The organism is Kitasatospora sp. UYEF31 (assembly GCF_057291755.1).
Window position 1 is genome coordinate 1 of sequence record NZ_JBXAWK010000131.1, and the last position, 3119, is coordinate 3119.

The window sequence follows — 3119 nt, forward strand, 5'->3', positions numbered from 1 at the left end:
GGCGGCGGGGAGGAGGTCACGAGATCAATCTACTGGTCCGGCGGGACCAGGTCACGCGGCATCGGCGCAGGTCACCGACCGTCCAAAACAGTTACCTTCAACCAGCGGGCAAACAGCTCCCGCGCCTCGTCCGCGGTGCACGGCGGCTCTTTCCCGTGCTTCTCAAACCGCTCGTTCCAAAACTCGATCCGGTCGCCGGCAGCGCTGATCAATTCAGCGGCAACGGCTTGAGCTGTCTTGCGGTCCAAGATCACTCCCCCTTTGTGGGCGGTTCGACCTCTTCGAGGATGCCGAGCGCGCGTCCGACACGGAGACCGAGGGACGCGTTAGATTGCGGGCTCTCAGCGAACCCGCAGCAGATTGCAGGCTTTGCGTTCGGGTATTCGCCGTAGGGAAGCGTGTCATGGCACACGATGTGTCCGCCTGCTTCGGCAGCTTCTTTGCCTAGGGCGGCTACTCGATCCGGCTCAAGGAGCATGAGGTTTCCGGGGTGGTAGATACAGGTCGCGCACCGTTGGGAAAGAACTCGTATCTTGTCTTGTTTCGTAGTCGGCTACTTCAAGATTCACAGGTCCCCCTAGCTCTGTGCTGTGTCAGGTAATGTCATGTGCCTTGTAGTAGGCCGCTTCGACCTTCTTCGGTAGGCGCCCGGCGATACCGGGTACGCCGAGAAGCGTGTCCGGATCAGTCTCATACTGTTGCCGCCACCACTCCCGGATCAGACTCATTCGGGCTTTTTGCGCTGCCTTGCTCATGCCCTCGGTAAGGAGCGGAGCGGATACAGGCGCTGAGACGTGTGCCCGAGTAGGTGCCGCAGCATCTGACGCTGTGGCCGGCGAAGCCGCTGCCACGTACGGGCCGAGCACCGCGGCGAGCTGTTCGGCGTTCTTGCTGGTCAAGTCGATCGTGTACGCCTTGCTCTCAAAGGCAAAGCTGATCGTTTTGATGTCGTCTGACACTTCCCCTGTCATGTCATCGACCAAGACTGTCTTGCGTGCCATGTTGTTCGTCCTTTGATGCTGTGACCCTGGTAGGTCAATAAGGTCACGATAGCGGCATTTTTTGAATCGTGTCAATAGTTCCTCTAACGTGATGATTTGTTGATGGCTGAATGAGTCCTTGACTAGGTGTTTTGCCCCTTGATCATGCTGTTTGGGTGCTCTGTCCAGTATTTTTTAGGTCATTGACACGCGTGCAGTGTGTCATGCAAGCTCTGATCATCGCCACAGGCCAACAGGTCGGAAGCGGTAGTGGGAGCGGTTCGGATGGGCCGGACCGTTGCGCCATGACAGGGAGCGACGTGTCAACAACGTGGCGACCGGTGTTCGGGTACGTAACCGGACCGGTGTACGTAGCGGACAGCTCGGGGGAACCTCGGGCGTGCTGTCCGACGCACGGTCAAATTCTGGTAGCGGACGTGTGCGGAGAGTGCGCGGACATAGAACGGTCCGCGGCTCAGAATCTCTACCACATACACAGGCAGTGGTGCGACAAGACCGAGACTGTGTGCAATCGGTCGTGCTTTACCGAGTAGTGCAAGACGAACTTGATTGATGAAGGGCCCCGGGCAACCGGGGCCCTTTTCGCGAAGCAAAATCGAGTGATGGGGGCTGCTGTGGCTAAGACAGCGATGGACAAGGCACTGAAAATGCTTAACGCGCACTCTCACAATCCGCTGTACACCTCCGCGCGCAACGCCTTGATCGCGGGCGCTGTACTCGGGGCTGTCACGGACCCTAAGGCCGCTGTCAAGCGGGCAAAGTTCGTCTTGTACGAGGTTGAGCAGATCGAGCAAGCATGCGGGAATCTCCTTTGATTACGGGAATTATGCTCGGCTACGTGGCCGGCACACTGGGAACGCTGTTTGTTGTGGCGCTGTGCGCCTTTCTGAAAGAAGCAGACTGTGACTGAAGTAAAAATGGTTCCGCCCGAGCTGGTAACGCGTCAGGCAATCCGTAGCCGTTTGCCTGACATTCTGTCTCAAGCTGCCGACCTGATCGAAAATGGTGGGTTGGCAAGAGGCGCTTACAAGCGCTCGGACGGGTCTTACTGCCTTGTCGGGGCGCTATCCGAAGCGTCCGGACTCGTAGAAGAGTGGAAAGCGTGTGCCTGTTGCGACCCCTCAGCGCCCTCGGGTGACATGTACCCGATAGTTCCGTACAGGCAAGAGGGCCATTTGTTTGAGTTGGTGACAAAGGCATTCAAGGTTCATCAGTATTTCGCTCTCACGGACTGGAACGACGATAAGGCGCGCACGCCGGCCGAGGTGGTAGGGATGCTTCGCGCGGGAGCGGTAACGGCTCGCAGCTGGAATGAATGATCCATCCTTTACGGTAACGGGTAGGTCGGATTGGATTGCCAGAGCGCTCGGGAGCGCTCTGGCTTTCCTACCTAAGGGATCACCTGTGCCGTACGTCCGATTCACGTTTACGCGTAAGCGCGTGTCTTTCCTCGCTACTGACTGCTACACGGTTGGATCCGACTGGGAACCCCTCGCGTCCGTGTCCGGGATTATCAGGCCGGCTGTTGTGTGGGTTGACCGCGAAGCGGCAACCGGTATCTATACCGCGGCTAAGAAAGATGTCGTTGCGCGCCGTGACGCGCCACACGAAAGCGCAGACGGACAAGGCATCGGAATGTTTGCCTATTTTCCGGGTGACTCTTTGACGTTCTCTCCACAGGTCACCGGAACGGCCGTGTCAGCAAAGGACGTGACGGGCACTGTCGCGCCCATGTTCACCCCTGCCGGTACGCAACCCCCGATGGTGTCTGGAATGCCTGTGATGAGCTTCTAGAGCGTTTGGAGAAGCGCCGTGAGTCTGTGGCGTTCAATCCGGATTATCTTGCCCGTTTCAAAAAGATCAGCACTCCAGGCAAAGAACTTGATGTAGCTGACTTCTACTTTGATGAAGACCGAGACATGCGCGTTCTCGTCAAAGTCGGTAGTCGGTTTGTTGGTGCAGTGATGACCGTTAACCGTGATGTTGTAGCCGAGCATCCAAACACAGAACCGGACGGACTTTGGTAGTGACTGTTTTGGATGGTCGGTGAGCTGCGGTCTGGTGCGGAGTGGTCTTGCCTGGCCGGTAGATTGATCTTGTGACCGACGCTCAGCAGCA

4 protein-coding genes are annotated in these 3119 nt (G+C 57.6%); 1 reads left to right on the forward strand and 3 read right to left on the reverse strand.

Annotated features, from left to right (window positions below):
* Positions 1–71: 71 nt before the first annotated feature.
* Both AC0Z36_RS29440 and AC0Z36_RS29445 read right to left on the reverse strand, forming a co-directional pair.
* The gene (locus tag AC0Z36_RS29440) at positions 72–248 is read right to left on the reverse strand and encodes a hypothetical protein (protein WP_485466139.1); all 177 of its coding nucleotides are present in this window, start codon (positions 246–248) and stop codon (positions 72–74) included.
* Between the two features lie 345 nt (positions 249–593).
* On the reverse strand, positions 594–1001 hold the full coding sequence (locus tag AC0Z36_RS29445) for an Lsr2 dimerization domain-containing protein (protein ID WP_485466140.1): 408 nt from the start codon (positions 999–1001) through the stop codon (positions 594–596).
* A 917-nt stretch (positions 1002–1918) separates the two neighbouring features.
* On the opposite strand from AC0Z36_RS29445, the gene AC0Z36_RS29450 reads away from it, so the two are divergent.
* Positions 1919–2320, forward strand: a complete 402-nt coding sequence (locus AC0Z36_RS29450) for a DUF6197 family protein (protein WP_485466142.1) — start codon at positions 1919–1921, stop codon at positions 2318–2320.
* Between the two features lie 471 nt (positions 2321–2791).
* Here AC0Z36_RS29450 and AC0Z36_RS29455 read toward each other — a convergent pair.
* Positions 2792–3119 (reverse strand): hypothetical protein (locus AC0Z36_RS29455; protein ID WP_485466141.1); only part of this gene is annotated, 328 nt, incomplete at its 5' end.